This is a genomic window from Treponema primitia ZAS-1, from assembly GCF_000297095.1.
GTDB lineage: Bacteria > Spirochaetota > Spirochaetia > Treponematales > Breznakiellaceae > Termitinema > Termitinema primitia_A.
The window spans coordinates 1-17,113 of record NZ_AEEA01000131.1 but is presented as its reverse complement, the minus strand read 5'-3'; the positions used below and the strand labels follow the sequence as shown (position 1 = coordinate 17,113).

Below are 17,113 nucleotides of genomic sequence, written 5' to 3'. Positions count from 1 at the left end.
TTTACCTTCGTACTAATCCAAACAATGCCCTGACCAGCGCGTCGATTTCCCCGGGGGTGTTGTAGAACGCCACCGAAGGACGTACGGTACCCTCAAGACCAAAGTTACGCAGCACCGGCTGGGCGCAATGATGCCCCGCCCGGACCGCAATGCCCTGGGTGTTAAGGTACTTTCCGACTTCTTCGTTTTCGTAGCCCTCCAGCACAAAGGACAGGACACTGGCCTTGAGCGGCGCCGTGCCGATTAAACGCAGCCCCGGCACTTTTGCTAATTCGGTCATACCATACCGGACCAGTTCATGCTCGTAGGCGCCGATGTTCGCTATGCCGATGGCGCTGACATAATCCAGGGCTGCCCCGAGTCCCACCGCATCGGCGATGTTCCCCGTACCGGCCTCGAACTTATCCGGCGGCGCCTGATACAGGGTCCGCTCGAAGGTTACATCGGCAATCATGTTACCCCCGCCCTGGTAGGGCCGGGCCGCTTCCAGTACCTCGGCCTTGCCGTAGAGGGCGCCGATACCGGTGGGAGCGAAGATTTTGTGCCCCGACAGGACAAAGAAGTCTGCGTCCAGGGCAGTAACATTAACCGGCATATGGGACACCGATTGTGCGCCATCAATGAGAACCCGCACCCCCTGGGCGTGGGCGATGTGGATCATCTCCGCCACCGGAGCTATGGTACCCAGGGCGTTAGAAACCTGGGTAGCCGCCACAAACTTCGTGCGGCCGTTAAACAGCCGGGAGTATTCCGAAAGGACAATCTGCCCAAGCTTGTCTATGGGAGCCACCCGTATAACCGCCCCCGTTTCCTGGGCGATAAGCTGCCAGGGAACAATGTTGGCATGGTGTTCCAGCATGGTAAGGATTATCTCATCCCCCGGGCTGAGCAGCTGTTTTACGTAGGCCTGGGCTACAAGGTTGATCCCCTCGGTGGTGCCCCGGACAAAAACGATGTTATCCTTTGATGGGGCGCCGAGAAACCGGGCTACCTTTCCACGGGCATCTTCGTAGGCATCCGTAGACCGGGCCGCCAGCTCATGGGCGCCCCGGTGCACATTGGAATTTTCGTGCTCGTAAAAATAGGTAAGCCTGTCTATTACCTGCCGGGGCTTCTGGGTAGTGGCGGCGTTATCCAGCCATACCAGATCCCGCCCATTTATCTTTTCCGACAGTATGGGGAAATCCTTTCGTATCTCCGATAGATCCCGGGACCCCACATAGATACTCTTCCCCGGTTCCTGTGAGACCGGCGGCAGTATCCCTGCCGCCCGGGCAAATTTTACCGAAGGACAAGCCTCGGGAAAGGGATTGTCCTTGGACAACACCCTTGGCGCATAAGCAGCAGACGGCGTTCCAGCGAAGCTCCCTGCGGACGCTGCTGTTTGGGCGGCTCCCCCCAGGACAGCGCTGTCCGCAACTGCGGCATATGCGGCGGCTCCGGCCAAGGCGGCGGTTTCTATCCCACCGGCGTAACCGGCCGCATACTCCACGGCAGCCGCAGCAGTATTGCTACCTGCGGAACCGGATCCTACCGCAGATGCGGGGTCACCCAAAACCGCGCCGAAGTCCAGGCTCTCGTTCAGAACACGCAGATAATCCGCCGGGGTGAGGGCGCCTCCCAGAGGGGGCGCTGCTTGAACCGTGATGGCCGACTGGGTAGCTTTCGGCAGAGCTGCTGCCGCAGCTTGCTCCAGGTAACCCGCTGCCTGGGCTGCTTCGGGCCCGGCTGCGGGCGCCGCGAATTCCGGGAAGTAGGCGGCGGCCAGAGCGGCTATGTCCGCGGAGGACGGGAGACCGGCGGCAAGCGGATCGTACTCACCGGGGACTCCGGGTCCGTTAGATGGGGTAATCATAGTAATCACCCACCTCTATATCTTCCAACACACCGATAGCATCGTCTGCGAGGATGGCGGCGGAACAATAGAGGGAAAGGAGATAGGAGGCGACGCCGTTGTCATCAATACCCCGGAAACGAACCGAAAGACCACGGGACTGTTCTCCGGGAAGCCCCGCCTGATAGAGACCGATAACGCCGCGCTTGGCTTCGCCGGTACGGACCAGCAGGATATTGGACTTTCCCGCCTTGCCCTTGGGATCCTTAAGGCCGTCTACAAAGAGTTTGTTTGTAGGGATGATGGGGATACCCCGCCAGGCAATAAAGGTACCGCCGGCGATATTCACCGTTACCGGCGGAACGCCGCGGCGGGTGCATTCACGCTCAAAGGCCGCAATGGCCCGGGGGTGGGCGAGAAAGAAGGAGGGATCCTTCCATACCTTGGAGATCAGTTCGTCCATATCGTCCGGCAAAGGACGGCCGACCCGGGGCTTAACCCGCTGGGTATCAGCAATATTGTTCAGGAGACCGTAATCATCACTGTTGATGAGCTGGCTCTCCTGCCGTTCCTTGAGGCTTTCAATGGCCAGGGAAAGCTGTTCCTTAACCTGATCGTAGGGGGCGCTGTACACATCCGATACCTTGGTATCAACGTTGATGATGGTGGAAATGGAATTGAGCTGATACTCCCGAGGCTTGGTCTGGTATTCAATATAACCCTTGGGAATATCAATCCTCTTGGGATCCTGACTGCAAAGCACATCCAGGGGAGCATCCCCTTCCACAACTTTGTTCACCCGGTAGATACCCGCTTCCAGTCCCTTGAATTCAAGGATCTTCGTGAGCCACTTAGGGGTTAAGGCGCCGTATTGGGGCGGCGTCTTAGTAACATTAGCCAGCTGATAGGCTGCTTCCTTTCCGAGGGCGTTCAATAAATTCTTGTCTGCCATTATTTACTCCTTTCGTATTTAATAAACCGGCAGAGAGGTATCCACCTCCCGTGCCCAGGCGTTTATGCCGTCCTTAAGATTCAGAAGCCGGCCGGTGTAGCCCGCCTCTCTCAATGCCCGGATAGCGAAGACACTCCGCTGCCCGATCTTGCAAATGAACACCGCGTCGATCTTCGGGTCAAACTCATCGATACGCCGGGCCATCTGCCCCAGGGGTATAACCTTGGCCTGGGGAAATTTGACGATGGCCCGCTCGTGGGTTTCCCGGGTGTCGATGATCTGGATAGGATCGTTCTTATCCAGCCGTTCCTTTAACTCCCTTGCGGTGATGAGCTCCACGGGCTCCTCATCGGTATTTTTCTTGAGACCGCAGAATTGCTCGTAGTCGATAAGCTCATGGATGCTGGGTTCCTTGCCGCAGATAGGGCAATGGGGGTCCTTATCCAATTTGAGCTCCCGAAATTTCATCTTCCAGGAATCGAAGAGGAGGAGTCTGCCCGTAAGGCTGTCCCCGCCTCCCACAATAAGTTTGATCACCTCGTTAGCCTGGATGGTTCCCACGATACCCGGCAGTACTCCTACCACGCCGCCTTCGGCGCAGGAGGGGACCAGCCCCGGCGGGGGCGGTTCCGGATAGAGGCAGCGGTAGCAAGGCCCTTCCTTGGCGTAGAAAACCGAAGCCTGTCCTTCAAATTGGAAAATGGAGCCGTACACATTGGGGATGCCCAATAGTACGCAGGCGTCGTTCACCAGGTAGCGGGTCTGGTAGTTGTCCGTACCGTCTGCCACCACATCGTAATCTTTCAGAATATCCAGGGCGTTTTCGCTGGTGAGCATAGTGTTGTAGGTAACCACATCGCAGTACGGGTTGATGCTCTTGATCCGGTCCTTGGCGGAGGCCACCTTGGGCCGCCCCACATCCCGGGTCCCGTGTATCACCTGGCGCTGAAGGTTAGACTCCTCCACAAAGTCGAAGTCCACAATCCCCAGCTTCCCGATCCCCGCCGCGGCAAGGTAGAGCGCCAGAGGCGCCCCCAGCCCGCCGGTCCCCACAATGAGTACCCGCGCAGCCTTAAGCTTCTTCTGCCCCTCAAGCCCTACCTCAGCCAGGAGCAGGTGCCGGCTGTACCGCCCTATCTCCTCGTTACTGAGATCCTCTAATTTTCTATCTTTAATAATACTATCTGCCATTCTAAAAACCTTACCTCAAGTCCCCCCGGCAATAGCCGGTACCAGCATGATAGTGCTTCCGTCGGCAACTTTAGTGTCCAGGCCCTGGAGGGCCTTTATATTGGTCTCCCCTACAAATACGTTGATAAAAGACCGTAACTCGGTCTCCTGGTAGAGATGCTGTTTAATATCCGGATAGGCATCGGCGAAATTCCGAATCGCCTCCCCCACGGTGGCGCCTTCCACGGTCACTTCGGACTTGCGATCCGTAAAGTTCCTCAGCGCTGTGGGTATCAAAAGTGTAACTGCCATACTCTGTATCCCCCCTCAAATCCTTTTAATGTCTTCCCGCAAAAACTCCGACCGGTCCGTTTTCAGCTCCCAACTGGTAAAATCGCCGGCCCGTCCCTTATCCACCGCCGTAATGATGTAGGAATAAAACGGCAGGGCGTGTTCCCTATCGAAGTCCGAAGGCTTTGCCGGATGATCCGGATGGGAATGGTAAAACCCCAGCACATCCAGTTTGCGTTTCCGGGCCTCCAGTTCCGCCTTCATCAAATCCTCGCTCTCAATCTGAAAACGATGATATTGCTCCTCCGCCTCCCGGGCATTCCGGATGGGGATACTATCCTCCACCACCCGGCTGTCATCCTCTGCAATTGTGCCCAGTAGTATACCACAACATTCGTTGGGATAGGAAATTTCTCCTTCCTTTCGGATAAAATCTTCCCATTTTCCCGGCAGGAGGATCATACTATTCCCCTTCTTTCCAAAAAGAATCTGATAGGTACCGGGAACCGCTGTCCCCCAAAACAGTGACCACCACCGAACCCTTCGGCAGGGTTCCCGCAAGCTGGAGGGCGCCTACCACATTAGCTCCGGCGCTTATCCCCACAAATATCCCCTCTTCCCGGACAAGCCGGCGGGCCATGGCGTAGGCCGCCTCGGTGTTTACCTCAACAAAGCCTTCAGCCAGGGTTTCGTCGTAGAACCCCGGCTTGATGGTACTCCCCATATGCTTGGTCCCCTCAATACCGTGGAAGGGGGAATCGGGCTGCACCGCGTAAATATGGACATCCTTACTGTAGTCCTTAAGCCGCCGGGAGGTCCCCATAAAGGTGCCGGAAGTTCCCAGGCCGGTGATAAAGTGGGTCACCCTGCCACCGGTCTGCTCCCAGATTTCAACCCCCGTGGTGTTATAATGCGCCTTCCAGTTGGCATCATTGTTGTACTGGTTGGGGAAAAAGTACCGTTCCGGGTCTTTGGCAACCGCCTCCTTGACCGCCAGGAAGGCCCCATCGGAACTTTCCAGGGGACTGGTTTCCACAATCTCCGCATTGTAACACTTCATGATCCGCTTCCGCTCCGCACTGGCATTCGCGGGAAGGTAAATGGTAACCGGATACCCCAGAGCGGCGCCGATCATGGAATAGGCAATCCCCGTATTGCCGCTGGTGGCATCGATAATAGTCTTTCCCGGGACAAGCGCCCCCTGCTCCAATCCGGCAAGGATCATAGCCCGGGCAGCCCGGTCCTTTACGGAACCGCTGGGGTTTAAAAACTCCGCTTTGGCAAAAAGGGACACCCCGGGAATATCCTCTGAGATCTTTTTCAACTCTAAAAGGGGGGTATTCCCCACCAAATCAAGAATATTCATCGTTAATTCCATTATAATACATTATATCTTATAATGTCTATGCTTTTAATAGGATATAATTACTACTACATTGATAAGGATTATTATCTTTTGCTTCTATATAGATGTCAATAGGGATTTTAGTGGCAATAGTATTTTGCTTGACAGGGCCATTTGCTATAAGTAAACTGACATTATCGCGGGAGAATTATCATGAAGAAATTAGCTGTTAGAGATCTGTCTGCTTGTATGTTCTGTCTGACCTGTGAAAACGCCTGTGCCCAGGCTTTTTACAAGGGGGAAAACTTTCAAGCCCAGGATCTGTCCTGTATTCACGTTTTGGGAACCGATACACCCAATAAATTCAAAATCTCCACCTGTGTGCAGTGCGGGAAGTGCTCCAAGGCCTGTGAAGCCGGGGCTATAACTCAAAATGCCCAGGGTGTGTACACGCTGAACAAGAAGCTCTGCGTTAACTGCGGCAAATGCGTGGAGGCCTGCCCCTTCAAGGTGATGGTCCATGCCAAGGACAAGCCCAGTCCTACCAAGTGCATAGCCTGCGGTATCTGCGTCAAAGCTTGCCCCCAGGGCGTGTTGTATATAAAAGAAGACGCCAAGGAAGCCGCTTCGGCATAGGCTCTTCTCAGTCTATACTTATTGTCGGGGTCTGTGCTTTACTTGCCCCGCAATAAGTTAGTCTTATATAATAAAATACATGGCAAAGTTCCAACCGCTGATCATCATAATCTCCGCCCTGATGGGTATCCTGCTTGGCCGGTTCAGCCCGGCCGTTGCACCCAGGGCGGGAAGTTTAATTGAAGTCTTTTTAATGATTCTCCTATTCTTTGTATTCCTTGCGGTGGATATCAAAGAAATCAGGCGGTCCTTTACCAATATCCGATTCTCCCTGGCTGCCCTGGCTATCAATTTTATCTGGACCCCGGTGTTCACCTTCATCCTGGGCAGCTTGTTTATGGCAGGCCAAATAGACCTGCAGACGGGGTTCATCATGCTCATGGTGACCCCCTGTACCGACTGGTATCTTATATTCACCGGTATGGCCGGTGGCAATGTAAGTCTGGGCTCCTCCCTGCTTCCACTAAACCTGATCCTACAGATCGCCCTGTTGCCGGTGTATCTTCTCCTCTTTATGGGAGACGCCGTTTCTTTCAGCGCCGGGAGCATACTCACCAGTATCCTGTTAGTATTAGTAATTCCCCTGGCATCCGCCAATGCCGTAAAATTTGTGATAGGAAAATTACCGGTACGGGAGAAGTTTACAAAGGCGCTTGCCGCCTATTCCGATAATATACAGCTTTTCTTTCTCTGCCTGGCGGTAGTTTCCATGTTTGCTTCCCAGGGCAAACTTTTACTGGGAAACCCCGGCCTCTTTGTCAGTATCTTTCCGCCGCTGATTATTTTTTTTATCGTCAATTTTATCCTGGCTCGGCTTACGGGTAGGCTATTAAAGCTGCCCTTCAAGGATACTATTCCTCTGATCTTCACCACCTCGGCCCGCAATTCCCCTATAGCCCTGGCCATTGCTGCCATCACCTTTCCTGAGCGGCCGGTAATCTCCCTGGTCCTGGTGATAGGCCCTCTGATTGAATTACCGGTTCTGGCGGTGGATGCATGGATACTGAGGAAACGTAAAACTACTTGAAAAAGAAATTGTACCAGTATATGTTATTAGCATCAAAGGGGTAAACGGTATGAAAGAAGAGGATCTGCGGAAGGCAGGGCAGGAAGTCCGGCTCATAGTCTGTGATCTTGACGGGACCCTGTTAAACAGCGAAAAACTAATTTCCCCTGAAAATATCAACGCAATTAACATGGCCCGTGAAAAAGGCATTTTTGTTACCATCTGTTCCGGCCGGATACACACCATGCTTGAAGCTTACAGCCGTATCCTCTCTGTGGAGGGTCCCCTGATTTCCGGGAATGGCGCGTTTATTACCGATACCCGTACCGGGGAAATACTGTATAGCAACTTTGTCGATCCCCAGGCGGCGTATCCCCTTTTGATGTTCTGCAAGGAACATGGACTGGACCATCTACTGATCAATACCGAAGCTTGCTGGTATACCGAAGGCAGCCATAGAATAACCCGGTTTGAACAGTACAATCAAATCGCTGGAAAGGATAATCTCTCGCCTATTCCCCTCTGCTTGTATGGCCCGAATTATCAGAAGGCCCTTTCCGGGGAAATTCATAAGATGCTTATCGCCGGGCTCAGCCCCGGCGAAATGGATATGACCACAGAGTATATTCGCACTTTAAAAAATCTGAGCTGCACCTCTTCGGAAATAGGACTCCTGGATGTGGCAGCCCCGGGGGTAGACAAGGGTACGGGGGTAGCGGCGCTGGGCCGCATACTGGGGTTGGAGAAACAGCAAATCTGTGTATTCGGGGATTACCTTAACGACATACCCATGTTTGAACAGGCGGGGTTCCCCATTGCTATGGGAAATGCCGCTGAAGCGGTAAAGCACAAAGCTCTGGCAATAACGGGCTCAAATGACGAGGACGGTATTGCCAAGGCAATAAAAAAATACATCCTGTAACAAATAGTTTTACACTGGATTAGATAAAGTACATGTAGGATGCATCGGGGTCCACGGTCCCTACCACCGATGCCAGGGTCTTCCGGTCTATCACCGCTGCGATACGGTCATTCAGCCGGTCAAATACCGTAAGCCTAATGCAGCGCTGCAGTTTTGTTTCCGCCTTGTTGGGAAGCGGCGGATCCACCACCAGCATATCACCCTCCAGCACCCGCAGGGCTTCCCCAATAACGATATCCTGGGCACGCAGGGCCAGGGCATAACCCCCGGAAGCACCCTTAACGGAACGGATAAAACCAGAACGTCGTAGTATTACTGCTACCTGTTCGAGGTAGCGGATGGATATTTTTTGCCGCTCCGCCACACTGGCCAGGGCCACATGATCCTCGCTGGCATGCTCCGCCAAATCAATAAGGAGCCGTATACCGTATCTGCCCCGGGTTGATATTTTCATATGGCGTACTCCATCTTGTCCATAGCATAGTAGGCTGCCGCCAGATCCGCCAGTGATATGGCATCCACACAGTCGGTGATCTCGTGGTAGAGATCGCTCCAGGTATGGGTACTGATGCAGGTTTCCTTCATGGGGCAGGTATTTTGGGTAACGCAGGCCACCGGTTCAAGGGGCCCTTCCACCGCCCGCAGAATATCCCCCACAGTAATTTCCTCCACAGGCCGCCCGGGAAGATAGCCGCCCTGAGGACCCCGTATACCCTGCACTATCCCTGCTTTCCGCAGGGGAATAAAGAGCTGCTCCAAATAACCGTCGGATATGCCGGTATTTTCCGCGATAGACCGGGTACTTGAATATTCTCCCTGCGGGAGAAGGGTCATATGCAGCAAAGCCTCCAGGGAATAACGTCCTTTGGTAGATATTCTCATTTTTTACTCCAATATTTTTTTTCCATTACTTCATATACTCTTACGAAAAGCGCTGTCCAGATCCGCAAGAAGGTCTTCCGCTTCTTCAATACCCACGGACAGACGCATAAGCCGGTCGTTCACCCCGGCGGAAAGACGCATCGCTTCCGGAATAGCCCCATGGGTCTGCACCAGAGGATAGGTAAGCAGTGTTTCTACTCCACCAAGGCTTTCCGCAAAAAGGATAAGAGAAATGTTTTTAAGCAGCCTAGGTACATCCGCCTTATCCTTCAGATAAAATGAAATCATACCCCCAAAGCCCCGGGCCTGGGAGCGGCTCAGACTGTACTGGGGATGATCCTCAAAGCCAATGTAGAACACTTTTTCTACCTGTTTATGCTCCCGCAGCCAGGCAGCAATACTATGGGCATTTTTTTCATGCCTTTCCATCCGGACCGACAGGGTCTTTATTCCCCGCAGGGTCAGCCAGGAATCAAAGGGCGACAGGGAAGCTCCTTCGCTTTTCTGGGAATTGATCAGGGCCTCCGCCAGCTCATCCCGGGAATGGACCACAAACCCAGCCAGGGTATCGTTATGACCTGCCAGGTATTTAGTTCCGCTGTGTACCACAAGATCGGAGCCAAGGTTCAGGGGATTCTGAAAATAGGGGGAAAGGAACGTATTGTCCGTTATCAGAAGTCCGCCCCGCTTATGGATAATCTCCGCACAGCGGCGAATATCCGTAACCTTCATCATAGGGTTTGAGGGAGTCTCGATAAATATCGCCTTGGTTTCCGGTTTAAGGCTTGCCTCTACCAGGGAGATATCGCTGGTATCGACCCAGGAAAAAGAAAAACCGTACTTGGCGTAGTATTCGTTAAAAAGCCGGTAGGTACCGCCGTAGAGATCCTCAGAAACAATAAGATGATCCCCGGGTTTGAACAGTTTTATTACCGAAGAAATTGCCCCCATGCCGGTGGCGAAAGCAAGCCCATACTTTCCATGTTCCAGAATTGCCATGGTCTTTTCCAATTCCGACCTGGTGGGATTGATCGCCCGGGAATAGTCAAACCCCGTGGATTCATACAGCCCGGGGTGTCTAAAGGTGGAACTTTGGTAAATAGGGGTGCTGATCGCCCCGGTCTGGCCTTCAAACAAAGTAGCCCCATGCACCGCAACGGTCCTCATGGACAACGTTCCGTATGGACTAGTACAGGGGACATCATTTGTCTCAGGCATACACTATTCCTCTGGTGTTTATTTTAGAGCTTCATCGAAATCTTCTATCAAATCTTCCGGATCCTCAAGCCCTACGGAGATCCGTATCAGGGTATCGGTGATACCAAGCCTTAGCCGTTCCGGTTCGGGGATAGAAGCATGACTCATCCTAACCGGATAGGAGGCAATGGTTTCCACCCCTCCCAAACTCACCGCGGCAACGGCGTACTTTACCTTCCCCAGGAAACGGGTTGCCTGCTCAGTAGTCTTGGTTTTAAAGGAAAGCACCGCCCCGGCGCCGGAACTCTGGGCCGCATTGATCTCCCAGCCGGGATGATCCGGCAGCCCGGGATAAAATACATCGCTTACGTTCTTATGGGCCTTGAGCCATTGGGCCACAATACCGGCCCCGGCCTGCTGAGCTTCCAGGCGTACCTTGAGGGTCTTGATTCCCCGCATCACCAGCCAGGTATCCCAAGGCCCGGGCACGGCGCCAAAACTGTTCTGCATCCGGTAAACCTGGTCTCCCAGTTCCTTGGTCCTGGTTACCGCAAGGCCGAAAATTACATCGCTATGGCCCCCCAGAAATTTGGTGGCCGAATGGACCACGATATCCGCCCCCAACTCAATGGGCCGCTGGAGATAGGGGGTCATGAAAGTATTATCCACGATGCTGATAAGCCCCGCATCCTTGGCAATTTTGATGGTCGCAGCCAGATCGGTAATTTTAAGCAGGGGATTTGAGGGAGTTTCAAGAAACAGGGCCTTGGTATTGGGCTTTATCGCCTTTTTTACCGCATCCAGGTCGGTGGTATCCACCGGGGTGACCTCAAGCCCCCACCTTTTATAGAAGGTATTGAGAATACGCCAGCTCCCGCCGTAAATATCCTCGGCAGCGACGATATGATCCCCCTGGGCAAGGATGCCCAAGGCTGAAGATACCGCTGCGATACCGCTCCCAAAGGCATAGCCCTTGGCGCCACCCTCCAGGGCGGCGATAATATCCTCCAGGGCTTTGCGGGTAGGGTTTCCTGACCGGGCATAGTCATATTCCCGGTGTTCCGAGACGATCCCTGGGACATCTATAAAAGATGTCCCTTGGTCAAAGGTGGATGTCTGGTACACCGGCACCCCCAAGGCCCCGGTAACACCCCCGATAGCGAGATCCGTTTCGTATCCGTTGTGTATTAGCTGCGTTCCCCTCTTCATAATCAAATACCTAGCTGGATTGTAGGATATATAACGATATAAATCAAGTCCTTATTGCGGCCTCCAATATTGATATTCGTGTCCTGTTATAGTATACTAACAGGAGAAGGGTTTTATGTTTTTATCAGATGTGCCCAATGGGGCTTCTTTCCGGGTGGTCAAAGTCACCCTGGGGAAGGAGGTCGGCAAACGGCTGGCCGATATGGGTTTTACCGAAGATACCGAAGGTGCTGTTGTCCGTTCCGGCTTTTTCCACGGCCCCATCCAAGTCCGAATCCGGGGTTACGATATTCTTATCCGCCGTTCCGAGGCCAATGGCATTGAAGTGCTCCCCGTAGGGGACTGGTCGGCGATAATAGACGCCGGGCGGCTTTTCAACCGGGGGAAGATAAAAAAGTTTGATCCCCTCGGGGAGTCAAAAAATGGCGGGAAATAACAAAACTACCCAGAGGATTGTGGGCAATTTAAGAATTGCCTTGGCGGGGAATCCCAATTCGGGGAAAACTACCCTGTTCAATGCCATCACCGGCGCCCATCATAAGGTTGGGAATTATCCCGGGGTTACGGTGGAAAAGCGGGAAGGGAGCCGAATCCGGGGCGAAACGTCATACCACTTTATCGATCTGCCGGGTATATACAGTCTTACCGCCTATTCCATTGACGAGGTTGTTGCCCGGGATTTTATCCTTGATGAGAAGCCCGATGTTATTGTGGATGTTTTAGACTCCACCAACCTGGAACGGCACCTGTATCTCTGCCTCCAGTTTCAGGAACTGGGCATTCCGGTCATTGGCGCCCTGAACATGAGCGATGAAGCGGAATCCCGGGGCATTTTTATTGACGATAAGCAGCTTACCCTTACCCTGGGGATCCCCTTAGTTAAGACCGTGGGCTCCAAGGGCTTAGGCGCCGAGGAACTTCTGGACTGTATTGATCACATCCACGACCAGCCCTTTTCAAGCAGGCAGCTGAACTATGGGGATGAAATTGAACACCAGCTTGAGACGATTGAGTCGGCTATTGCCGCCGATCCGGCTTTTGCGGCAAAGTATCCCGTCCGCTGGCTGGCGGCAAAGCTCATTGAGAAGGATTCCAACGCCTACGAACGGCTGCAGGAACATCCCCAAGCGGCAAAGATAACGGCCATCGCCAAGGATGCGGTGGCCTGGATTGAAAAGCACTTTGGAAAGGATGCGGAGATTATCATTTCCGAGCAGCGCTACGGTTATATCCGGGGGGCGGTGAAGGAATCGGTACGGATCATCAGGAAGCCCGATTTCTCCGTCACCGAGGCGGTGGACCGCGTTATCATGAACCGCTTCCTGTCCCTGCCGGTATTTGTCCTGGTTCTCTGGGGGGTCTTTCAGCTTACCTTTCTCCTGGGCCAATACCCCATGGACTGGCTCGAATCCCTCTTCGGTTTCCTAAGCGCAGCCATCCTGAACACCATGCCCGACTCTCTTATCCGATCCCTCCTGGTGGATGGAATCATAGGCGGTGTTGGGGGGGTCCTCTCCTTCGTCCCCTTAATAGTAATACTGTTCTTCCTGCTTTCTATCCTGGAGGACGTGGGGTATATGTCCCGCGCCGCCTTTGCCACGGATAAGCTGCTCCATAGTTTCGGCCTCCACGGTCAGTCCATATTCCCCATGATGCTTGGTTTCGGCTGTTCCGTCCCGGCGATTATGGCCTCCCGGACCTTAAAAAGTCCCCGGGATAGGATCATCACCATCCTCATCACCCCCATGATGAGCTGTGGTGCAAAACTGCCGGTCCACGTACTCCTGGCCGCCGCCTTTTTCCCCGCCCACGCCGGTACCATGGTGATGCTCATCTACGCCATCGGGGTAATCCTCAGTCTCTGCTGTGCCTTCATACTGAAAAAAACCGTGCTGAAGGGGGACCCCACACCTTTTGTGATGGAGCTTCCCCCCTACCGGGCGCCAACCCTGCAGGGCATACTCTGGCACGTGGGCGAAAAGACCTGGCTCTACGTTAAAAAGGCGGGGACCATTATCCTGGCATCGGCTATCCTCATCTGGGCCATCACCAGCTTTCCCGCCTACGAGCCCACGCCCGGTACTTCCGGTGGAGAGACGGAAGACTCTGTCCGGAACGTGGAAGCGGCGCTGGAACACAGTTACGCCGGGCGGCTGGGTAAGTTCATCGTCCCCATCTTCCGGCCCATGGGTTTTGAGTGGAAACTGGCCGCAGCATCGGTAACGGGCTTTGCCGCCAAGGAAGTAATTGTCTCCACCCTGGGGATCCTCTACCGGGTGGGTACCGAAGAAACGGAAGAAAGCGAGGGGCTCCGGGACGCCATACGGAGTGATCCGGAAATGAACCCCCTGGCAGCATTTGTGTTCATGCTCTTTACCCTCATTATCCCGCCCTGTTTTGCCGCCCTGGCAACGGTCCGGGCGGAAATAGGCTGGAAATGGCTGGGCTTTGAATTAGTGTTTCTGCTGTGCCTGGGATGGATCCTCTGCACAATCGTCTATCAGCTTGGAAGCCTGGCCGGCTTGGGAGCGTTGTTATGAATTCTATGATTGAAACCAGCATTATTATTGTGGTAGTAGCCCTGGCGGCGCTCTTTGTGGTACTGCGGATCATCAAAACCTTCCGGAGCAAGCGGCCCGCCTGCTGTTCAGGCGGCGGGGACAAATGCGCCTGCCCGCACTGTAGCGGAAAATAACGAAGGCGTCCGGCGGTATTATTCCTTCACCTTGAGCAAAACATCAATCATCTGATACACCACATCCTGGTACTTAGGCGGCAATTCCTTAAATAATCCAACTAACTTGGTAAACTTTTCGTCGGGGTTCTGGGTAAACATTTCTCCCTCCCCTATGGTCAACCATGTCTCGCTCACCCCGAATTCCGAGACGATGAGCTTGATGAGGCGGCCGTTTACCCTGCGGATTCCGGATTCAACCCCGCCAATATACCCATTAGACAGGGCTAAAATCGAGGAAAAATTCCTTTGTGATAATTCCAGTGCCTTCCGGACCTGTTTTACCCGTTGGTTAATCGAATCGCCCATGCTTTCAATATAATGTTGTAAAGATTATTCCGCAAGCATTCGTAATATTGACATGATTATATTGTAATATTACTATATATATATTATAATCACCAAATGAAAGAGGAACGGATGACAGAAAACGCTAAAATCGCGAGATTGTGGTCAAATTTCCATCGTCTCTCCAATGGGCATAAAAAGCTGGTTCTGAAGATTACGGAAACAATTGCAAAGTCAGAAAAATCCGTCCCTGAAAAAAGCTCTGTAAAGAAATCTTGAAACGGAGTTCAATCCTTTCGTTCCTGTCAGCCCCTGCTTTGACACCTTCCCTCGCTCCATGGTATCCTATCCTCTATGAGCCATGAAATCCACGTTGTAAGCGGCGCGACCGGCCGCACCGGCCTTGCCCTTTGTGCTGAACTCCACGCCAGGGGCCGCTATGTCCGCGCCCTCTATTACCGGGGTGAAAAGGTTATCCCTTTCCTAAAACAATATGCCGATGAGGTGATCTTCGCCGATATCACCCTGCCGGAATCTATTGGTCCCGCCTTAGCGGGGGCCTCCTATGTCTACCATTTGGCCGGTATTGTTTCCATAGCCAGCAAAATTGATGCGAATATTAGGGCGGTCAATATTGACGGTACCCAAAACGTCATCGACGCCTGCCTAGCATCCGGGGTAAAACGTCTGGTCTATACCGGCACGGTCCATACCCTGCCCTTTACCGATACTACCAGTATCCTGCGGGAGATCCCCCGTTTTGAAAGCGATGCGGTTGCCGGCGCCTATGCGGTAAGCAAGGCTCTTGCTTCCAACCTGGTCCTGGACGCGGTAAAGACCCGGGGGCTGGATGCGGTAATCGGTATGCCCTCGGGGATAGTGGGGGGCTTCGAATTGAAGCGTTCCAACTTCGGACAAATGGTGGTCGATGTTGCCGAGCGCCGCCTGCCGGTGTACATCACCGGCCGCTACGATTTTGTGGATGTAAAGGATGTGGCGAAGGCGCTGGCGGATCTCGCGGATAAGGGTGTTTCCGGCGAAAGCTATATCCTTTCCGGGCATACCCTGTCGGTGAAGGAACTGGTGGAGACATCCGCCCGGGCTGCCGGGGTAAAGCCGCCGAAACTCTGTCTGCCCCTGGGCTTTGTAAAGCTGTTTGCCGGTATCGCCGAAAACATTGCCCTGCGTAAAGGTCAAACACTGATGTTTACCCCCTACGCATTAAAAGTGTTAGGTGACAACTGCAATTTTTCCCACGAAAAAATCACCGCCCTCACCGGTTACGCCCCCCGGCCGGTGACTGACGCGCTCAAGGATCAGGTGGAGTTTTATTTTGATGTCTACAAGAAAATTGGCTAGGATCTACTATTTCAGCGGTACGGGCAATACCTACTGGTCGGCGAAAAAACTGGCCGGGCGTCTCGGGGACGCGGAGATTTTGCCGATAAGCCGGGAAATCAAACGGCCCGGGCTCCGTATTGAAGCGGATGCGGTGGTGTTTATGTTCCCCGCCTACGCCTACGGGACGCCGGTAATGGTACGCCGCTTTCTGGAAAAAGCTGAAATCCACGCGGATTACCTCGCAGCCCTGGTAAGCTTTGGTACCTCCCCGGGCGGCGCGCTGGCCGAAGTCCGCCGGGTCCTGGGCCGGAAAAACCTGAGCTTGAACTACGCGGGACGTATCCCCGCAGTGGAAAATTTCATCCCCATATTCGGCGCCCAGGGAGCTAAAAAACGGGAAGCCCGGCTTCTCCTGCAAGCCGAGGCAACCGAGCAGGTGGCGGCGGCGATTTTATCCCGGGTAAATAATAAGTCTCCGACGTTTCGGCCCTTCTCCAGCTTTGTCAGCGCCCTGTTCCGTTTCGCCCGTCCGAACATGTCCGGCCTGTACCGTCGTACCGGCGCCTGTACCGCCTGCGGGCTCTGCGCCCGCATCTGCCCTGCCGGCGCAATCGCCATGACGGACAAAGGCCCGGTTTTCCAAAAAAACTGCGAACAATGCCAGGCCTGCCTGAACTTTTGTCCCTGCCGCGCCATCAGCTTTGGGCGGATGCAGCCGGGCACAGAACGGTATCATCACCCGGAAGTAACGCTGGGGGAGCTGTTTGATAGCCCACAGGAAGGCGTTCTGGGTTAGGACCCGGAAAATCGATTGGCTAATTCTTTATAATACAATAAAATAGCGCAATAGCTCATGCTGGATACAAAGTAAAAAATCTTTATAATTTTTATTATTTTTTCACAAAACCCCTTGACATATGCTTTCGAATCCTATATGTTAGTCTCATATAAGATTGTTAATCTTATATAACTAAAGGACCATCTTTGAGTGTGTCCTGCCGTTACACCTCTCTCGGCAGGGCACTGTCAGCCTCAGACGGTTATGGGTTATTTAAAAAAACACACTCTCCATGGTTAACCCGGAAGCGCATCCCGCGATACAATGCGCTTCCGGGTTTTTTTCGGTTTTGCTACCCAGCCTTTTCTATGGTCCGTACACGGATGATGCCGTCCACCGTTTTAAGATGGGTCAGGGCTTCATCGGGGATTTTCTGCTCCGTATCAATAATATTGTAGGCGTATTCATCCCGGTGGTGGTTAATAAGATCCGTGATGTTGATATTCATGCCGGCGAGGATGGTGGTTA

At 53.4% G+C, this 17,113-nt stretch carries 19 protein-coding genes; 8 read left to right on the top strand and 11 right to left on the bottom strand.

What is annotated here, in order from left to right:
• Position 1: 1 nt before the first annotated feature.
• Genes TPRIMZ1_RS0115955 through TPRIMZ1_RS0115930 form a run of 6 tightly spaced genes read right to left on the bottom strand, consistent with a single transcriptional unit; the run spans position 2 to position 5,613 of the window.
• Complete coding sequence (locus tag TPRIMZ1_RS0115955; RefSeq protein ID WP_010262601.1) at positions 2-1,855, bottom strand: family 2A encapsulin nanocompartment cargo protein cysteine desulfurase; 1,854 nt, start codon at positions 1,853-1,855, stop codon at positions 2-4.
• Positions 1,839-2,786 (bottom strand): family 2A encapsulin nanocompartment shell protein, encoded by a 948-nt coding sequence (locus tag TPRIMZ1_RS0115950; protein ID WP_010262597.1) that lies wholly within the window; start codon positions 2,784-2,786, stop codon positions 1,839-1,841. The genes TPRIMZ1_RS0115955 and TPRIMZ1_RS0115950 overlap by 17 nt, the downstream gene beginning before the upstream one ends.
• 18 nt (positions 2,787-2,804) lie before the next feature.
• Positions 2,805-3,977, bottom strand: coding sequence for a molybdopterin-synthase adenylyltransferase MoeB (gene moeB, locus TPRIMZ1_RS0115945; protein WP_010262593.1), 1,173 nt, complete (start codon positions 3,975-3,977; stop codon positions 2,805-2,807).
• 15 nt (positions 3,978-3,992) lie between these two features.
• The gene (locus TPRIMZ1_RS0115940) at positions 3,993-4,268 is read right to left on the bottom strand and encodes a MoaD/ThiS family protein (RefSeq protein ID WP_010262589.1); all 276 of its coding nucleotides are present in this window, start codon (positions 4,266-4,268) and stop codon (positions 3,993-3,995) included.
• 15 nt (positions 4,269-4,283) lie between these two features.
• Positions 4,284-4,709, bottom strand: a complete 426-nt coding sequence (locus tag TPRIMZ1_RS0115935; RefSeq protein WP_010262585.1) for a M67 family metallopeptidase — start codon at positions 4,707-4,709, stop codon at positions 4,284-4,286.
• 1 nt (position 4,710) lies between these two features.
• On the bottom strand, positions 4,711-5,613 hold the full coding sequence (locus tag TPRIMZ1_RS0115930) for a PLP-dependent cysteine synthase family protein (RefSeq protein ID WP_010262583.1): 903 nt from the start codon (positions 5,611-5,613) through the stop codon (positions 4,711-4,713).
• A 192-nt stretch (positions 5,614-5,805) separates the two neighbouring features.
• Here TPRIMZ1_RS0115930 and TPRIMZ1_RS0115925 point away from each other — a divergent pair, with 192 nt between their 5' ends.
• From TPRIMZ1_RS0115925 to TPRIMZ1_RS0115915, 3 genes are all read left to right on the top strand, one after another.
• Positions 5,806-6,228: a 4Fe-4S binding protein gene (locus TPRIMZ1_RS0115925; protein WP_026043763.1), complete on the top strand. Its 423-nt coding sequence runs from the start codon at positions 5,806-5,808 to the stop codon at positions 6,226-6,228.
• 79 nt (positions 6,229-6,307) lie between these two features.
• A complete protein-coding gene (locus TPRIMZ1_RS0115920; protein WP_010262578.1) occupies positions 6,308-7,255 on the top strand; it encodes an arsenic resistance protein in 948 nt (315 codons plus the stop codon).
• Positions 7,256-7,304: 49 nt separating this feature from the next.
• Positions 7,305-8,156 (top strand): Cof-type HAD-IIB family hydrolase, encoded by an 852-nt coding sequence (locus tag TPRIMZ1_RS0115915; RefSeq protein WP_010262576.1) that lies wholly within the window; start codon positions 7,305-7,307, stop codon positions 8,154-8,156.
• Between the two features lie 19 nt (positions 8,157-8,175).
• Here the strand turns inward: TPRIMZ1_RS0115915 and TPRIMZ1_RS0115910 are convergent, their stop codons facing one another.
• Genes TPRIMZ1_RS0115910 through TPRIMZ1_RS0115895 form a run of 4 tightly spaced genes read right to left on the bottom strand, consistent with a single transcriptional unit; the run spans position 8,176 to position 11,444 of the window.
• Positions 8,176-8,610 (bottom strand): RrF2 family transcriptional regulator, encoded by a 435-nt coding sequence (locus TPRIMZ1_RS0115910; RefSeq protein ID WP_010262573.1) that lies wholly within the window; start codon positions 8,608-8,610, stop codon positions 8,176-8,178.
• A complete protein-coding gene (locus tag TPRIMZ1_RS0115905) occupies positions 8,607-9,038 on the bottom strand; it encodes an RrF2 family transcriptional regulator (protein ID WP_010262570.1) in 432 nt (143 codons plus the stop codon). Before TPRIMZ1_RS0115905 ends, TPRIMZ1_RS0115910 begins: the two co-directional genes overlap by 4 nt.
• 30 nt (positions 9,039-9,068) lie before the next feature.
• Entirely contained in the window at positions 9,069-10,256 is a 1,188-nt protein-coding gene (locus tag TPRIMZ1_RS0115900) for a trans-sulfuration enzyme family protein (RefSeq protein ID WP_051004338.1), read from the bottom strand.
• An 18-nt stretch (positions 10,257-10,274) separates the two neighbouring features.
• Positions 10,275-11,444: a trans-sulfuration enzyme family protein gene (locus tag TPRIMZ1_RS0115895; RefSeq protein ID WP_010262565.1), complete on the bottom strand. Its 1,170-nt coding sequence runs from the start codon at positions 11,442-11,444 to the stop codon at positions 10,275-10,277.
• A 115-nt stretch (positions 11,445-11,559) separates the two neighbouring features.
• Here TPRIMZ1_RS0115895 and TPRIMZ1_RS19365 point away from each other — a divergent pair, with 115 nt between their 5' ends.
• From TPRIMZ1_RS19365 to TPRIMZ1_RS20315, 3 genes are read left to right on the top strand one after another with little or no spacing between them, the layout of a single operon-like run.
• Positions 11,560-11,880, top strand: a complete 321-nt coding sequence (locus TPRIMZ1_RS19365) for a FeoA family protein (RefSeq protein WP_010262563.1) — start codon at positions 11,560-11,562, stop codon at positions 11,878-11,880.
• Complete coding sequence (gene feoB, locus TPRIMZ1_RS0115885) at positions 11,867-13,984, top strand: ferrous iron transport protein B (RefSeq protein ID WP_010262561.1); 2,118 nt, start codon at positions 11,867-11,869, stop codon at positions 13,982-13,984. The genes TPRIMZ1_RS19365 and feoB overlap by 14 nt, the downstream gene beginning before the upstream one ends.
• Positions 13,981-14,139: a FeoB-associated Cys-rich membrane protein gene (locus TPRIMZ1_RS20315; RefSeq protein ID WP_100217112.1), complete on the top strand. Its 159-nt coding sequence runs from the start codon at positions 13,981-13,983 to the stop codon at positions 14,137-14,139. Before feoB ends, TPRIMZ1_RS20315 begins: the two co-directional genes overlap by 4 nt.
• 18 nt (positions 14,140-14,157) lie before the next feature.
• On the opposite strand, the gene TPRIMZ1_RS0115875 is transcribed toward TPRIMZ1_RS20315, so the two are convergent.
• Complete coding sequence (locus TPRIMZ1_RS0115875) at positions 14,158-14,487, bottom strand: helix-turn-helix domain-containing protein (RefSeq protein ID WP_010262558.1); 330 nt, start codon at positions 14,485-14,487, stop codon at positions 14,158-14,160.
• 333 nt (positions 14,488-14,820) lie between these two features.
• On the opposite strand from TPRIMZ1_RS0115875, the gene TPRIMZ1_RS0115865 reads away from it, so the two are divergent.
• Together TPRIMZ1_RS0115865 and TPRIMZ1_RS0115860 are read left to right on the top strand one after the other, a co-directional pair.
• Positions 14,821-15,825, top strand: coding sequence for an NAD-dependent epimerase/dehydratase family protein (locus TPRIMZ1_RS0115865; RefSeq protein ID WP_010262556.1), 1,005 nt, complete (start codon positions 14,821-14,823; stop codon positions 15,823-15,825).
• Positions 15,803-16,603 (top strand): EFR1 family ferrodoxin, encoded by an 801-nt coding sequence (locus TPRIMZ1_RS0115860; protein ID WP_010262553.1) that lies wholly within the window; start codon positions 15,803-15,805, stop codon positions 16,601-16,603. The genes TPRIMZ1_RS0115865 and TPRIMZ1_RS0115860 overlap by 23 nt, the downstream gene beginning before the upstream one ends.
• Positions 16,604-17,113 lie beyond the last annotated feature (510 nt).